At 75.3% G+C, this 4,115-nt stretch carries 4 protein-coding genes; 3 read left to right on the top strand and 1 reads right to left on the bottom strand.

From position 1 onward, the window contains the following. Nucleotides 1-125 precede the first annotated feature (125 nt). The 3 genes from EEJ42_RS33625 to EEJ42_RS33610 all read left to right on the top strand — a co-directional run bounded on the left by EEJ42_RS33625 (nt 126) and on the right by EEJ42_RS33610 (nt 3,383). A complete protein-coding gene (locus EEJ42_RS33625) occupies nt 126-1,808 on the top strand; it encodes a DUF885 domain-containing protein (RefSeq protein ID WP_123105831.1) in 1,683 nt (560 codons plus the stop codon). Nucleotides 1,809-1,885: 77 nt separating this feature from the next. Next, entirely contained in the window at nt 1,886-2,770 is an 885-nt protein-coding gene (locus EEJ42_RS33615; RefSeq protein WP_148082121.1) for an ATP-grasp domain-containing protein, read from the top strand. An 82-nt stretch (nt 2,771-2,852) separates the two neighbouring features. Beyond that, nucleotides 2,853-3,383, top strand: a complete 531-nt coding sequence (locus tag EEJ42_RS33610; RefSeq protein WP_246097555.1) for a GNAT family N-acetyltransferase — start codon at nt 2,853-2,855, stop codon at nt 3,381-3,383. Between the two features lies 1 nt (nt 3,384). Here EEJ42_RS33610 and EEJ42_RS33605 read toward each other — a convergent pair. Continuing rightward, a partial coding sequence (locus tag EEJ42_RS33605) for an SbcC/MukB-like Walker B domain-containing protein (protein ID WP_281291564.1) occupies nt 3,385-4,115 on the bottom strand: 731 nt, incomplete at its 5' end.

The following is a 4,115-nucleotide window of genomic DNA, read 5'->3' as shown; positions in this document are numbered from 1 at the left end:
GGGCCGCCGCCCCGGGCCCCCTGAGCTGGGGGCAGCGGCCTGGCCCCCACGTCCCGGAGGCCACGCGGACGCATGACATGCCTCCGCTGATGACGCCGCGCCCCCGGCCGTACGAGGATGGCCCCATGTCCGATTCCAAGAACGCTCCGCTGCCCCGACAGGTCGCCGACACCTACGTCGACGACCTCATCGAACTCGACCCGATCACCGGCACCTACCTGGGCGTTCCCGAGAGCGCACGCCGCCTCCCCGACTTCTCCCCCGCGGGCGCCGAGGCCGCCGCCGAGCTGGCGCGCGCCACCCTGGAGCGGCTGACCGAGGCCGAGGCGCGGCCCGGTGCGGACAGCGACGCCGAGCGGCGCTGCGGACGGCTGCTGCGGGAGCGGCTGACCGCCGAACTGGCCGTGCACGAGGCGGGCGAGCCGCTGCGCGCGGTCAGCAACCTGCACTCGCCGCTGCACTCGGTGCGCAGCGTCTTCACCGTGATGCCGACCGCCTCCGACGAGGACTGGTCGGCGATCGCGGCCCGGCTCCGTGCCGTCCCCGGCGCGCTGGAGGGCTACCGCGCCTCGCTCGCCGAGGGGCTCCGGCGCGAGCTGCCCGCCGGGCCGCGGCAGGTGGCCACGGTCCTCGGCCAGCTGGACGAGTGGATCGGCACCGACCGCAGCTGGTTCGCCGACTTCACCGCCGAGGGGCCGGACGCGCTGCGCTCGGAGCTGGACGAGGCCGCGGCCGCCGCCACCGGGGCGCTGGTCGCGCTCCGCGACTGGCTGCGCGACGTGTACGGCCCGGGCATCGAGGGCGCCCCGGAGGTGGTGGGGCGCGAGCGCTACCAGCGCTGGTCCCGGATGTGGAACGGCACCGATCTGGACCTGGACGAGGCGTACGCGTACGGCTGGTCGGAATACCACCGCATCCACGCCGAGATGCGCACCGAGGCGGAGAAGATCCTGCCCGGCGCCACCCCGTGGGAGGCGCTGCGCCACCTCGACGAGCACGGCGCGCACATCGAGGGCGTCGAGGAGACCCGGGTCTGGCTCCAGGAGCTGATGGACGAGGCCATCGAGCAGCTGGACGGCACCCACTTCGACCTGGCCGAGCGGGTCAAGCGGGTCGAGTCGATGATCGCCCCGCCGGGGAGCGCGGCCGCCCCGTACTACACCCAGCCGTCGGTGGACTTCTCCCGCCCCGGCCGCACCTGGCTGCCCACCATGGGCGAGACCCGCTTCCCCGTCTACGACCTGGTCTCGACCTGGTACCACGAGGGCGTCCCCGGCCACCACCTCCAGCTCGCCCAGTGGGCCCACGTCGCCGACCGGCTCTCCCGCTACCAGGCCACGGTCGGCATGGTCAGCGCCAACGCCGAGGGCTGGGCGCTGTACGCGGAGCGGCTGATGGACGAGCTGGGCTATCTGACCGACCCGGAACGGCGGCTCGGCTACCTCGACGCGCAGATGATGCGGGCGCTGCGGGTGATCGTCGACATCGGCATGCACCTGGAGCTGGAGATCCCCGGCCACTCGCCCTTCCACCCCGGTGAGCGCTGGACGCCGGAGCTGGCGCGGGAGTTCTTCGGGCTGCACTGCGGCCGCCCCGCCGACTTCCTCGACAGCGAGCTGGTGCGCTACCTGGGCATGCCGGGCCAGGCCATCGGCTACAAGCTGGGCGAGCGGGCCTGGCTGACGGGCCGGGAGGCGGCCCGCAAGGCGCACGGCGACGCCTTCGACGCCAAGAAGTGGCACATGGCGGCGCTGTCGCAGGGATCGCTGGGGCTGGACGACCTGGTGGCGGAGCTGTCCGCGCTCTGACGGCCCGGGAAGGGGTGGCCGGGCCGTATCGGCAAGCGTGTTGTGCCCCGGCCGCCCCGGTTCCTATCGTCCGTTCCATGCGTCCCGTGTTCCTGTTCTCCCGCGATCCCCTGGCACCGCGCCGCGTCGACCCCGAGTTCGCCGAGGAGGCCCGGGCCGTGCGCGCGACCGGGGCGTCCGTCGCACTGGTCGACCACGAGACCCTGACCGCCGGGGACGCGGCGGGCGCGGTGCGCGCGGTGGCGCCGGGCGAGCGCGGCGCCGGGCCCGTCTGGTACCGCGGCTGGATGCTGTCCGCCGGGCGGTACGCCGAACTGTCCACCGCCCTCGCCGACCGCGGCCACGCCCTGCTCACCTCGCCCGAGCGGTACCGCACCGCCCATAAACTCCCCGGCTGGTACGACGTCTTCGCCCCGCTGACCCCGCACAGCGCCTGGCTGCCGCTGGCGCCCGGCGGGGCGGTGGATCCGGAGGAGCTGGCACGGCTGGCCGAGCGGCTCGGCGGCGCGGGCCCGGCGGTGGTGAAGGACTGGGTCAAGTCCCGCAAACACGAGTGGTCCGAGGCGTGTTACGTCCCCGACCTCGCCGACACCGCCCGCCTGGCCTCGGTGGTCGCCCGCTTCGTACAGCTGCAAGGCGCGTACCTCACCGGTGGTGTGGTGCTGCGCGCGTACGAGCCGTACCGGCCGGTGGGCGAGGCCCGGGTGTGGTGGCTCGACGGCGAACCCGCCCTCATAGGGCCCCACCCCGACACGCCCGGCCTGACCCCCGACCCGGACCTGTCCGAGGTGGCCTCCGCCGTCCGCCAGCTGGCCTGCCGCTTCATCACCACCGACCTCGCCCTCCACGAGGACGGCCGCTGGCGCGTGGTGGAGGCGGGAGACGCCCAGGTCAGCGGCCTGCCGCGGACCACCGAGGCAAAGCCCCTGTTCACCGCCCTCACCACGGCCGCGGCGCGCTAGCGGCGCTTGGGCCGCGCCCGGCCGAGTACAGTCACGCTGGGCCGCGCGCACCCTCGCCGCGTCCCGGCGAGGAGGGGCCCACGTGGCGTACCAGCAGGGGCACGAGAACGGCCGGTTCGTGCTGCGGAACGGCCGGATGACGCTCCGCGAGCACACGCCCGGGGAGGCGGCCGCGCTCGCCGACGGCAAGCCCGGCGACCTGGACTGGATCGACGGCGTCCCCGGCGACGCGTCCATCGGTGCCGCCGGAATGACCGCCCGCGCGGCGGCGGCGGGCTACTACCGCTCCCCCTGGGGCACCTTCGCCATCCTGCGCGCCGAGGACGGCGTCGCCCTCGGCAGCATCGGCTTCCACGGCCCGCCCGCCCCCGGCGAGGGCGAGGTGGAGGTCGGCTACGACCTGTCCCACTCGGCGCGCGGCGCGGGCTGGGCCACCGGCGCGCTGCGGCTGCTGATGGAGTGGACCGCGGAGCGGCCGGAGGTCCACACCGTCATCGCCACCACCGAGCCGTGGAACATCCCCTCCCAGCGGGTGCTGCTCCGCGCGGACTTCTCGCGCACGGCGGACCGCGGCGACCTGTACGTCTACCAGCGCGCCGCCACGGGGGCCTGAGTCACCCCGGGGCGGCGGTGGCCGTGCGGTGGCGCACCGCCGATCCCTCGCGTCCCTTCACCACCTCCAGCCGCGCCGGGATCCGCTGGCGCAGATCCGCGACATGGCTGACGATGCCGACCGTACGATCCCGTTCGCGCAGCGAGTCCAGGACGTCCAGCACCTCGTCCAGGGTCTGTTCGTCCAGGCTGCCGAACCCCTCGTCGATGAAGAGGGTGTCGAGCCGGACCCCGCCCGCCTCGTCCGTGACGACGTCGGCGAGCCCGAGCGCCAGGGAGAGCGAGGCGAAGAAGGTCTCGCCGCCGGAGAGGGTGGCGGTGTCGCGCTCGCGGCCGGTCCAGGCGTCGATGACGTGCAGCCCGAGCCCGGAGCGGCCGCGGCCGCCCGTCCGGGCGTCGGAGTGCACCAGGGTGTAGCGCCCGGAGGACATGTGCCGCAGCCGCGCGCTGGCCGCGGCCGCCACCTGTTCCAGCCGCGCGGCCAGCACATACGCCTCCAGCCGCATCCGGCGCTCGTTGTCGGCTGAGGTGCCGGCGGCGAGGGTGGCGAGGCGGGCGACCCGGTCGTACTCCTCGCGCAGCGGCGCGAGCCGACGCGCGTCCTCGACGGCCTGCGCGGAGAGCCCGTCCAGCTCCTGGCAGCGGGTACGGGCCGCCGCGTCGGCCGCCGATGCGTCGCGCAGGGTGCGGGTGGCCGCGTCCGCGGCGGCCCGCGCCGCGGTCAGGTCGGCGG

This window comes from Streptomyces botrytidirepellens (assembly GCF_003721215.1).
Classification (GTDB): Bacteria; Actinomycetota; Actinomycetes; order Streptomycetales; family Streptomycetaceae; genus Streptomyces; species Streptomyces himastatinicus.
Note: the sequence above shows the minus strand (reverse complement) of the source record. Positions and strands in the feature narration are given on the sequence as shown.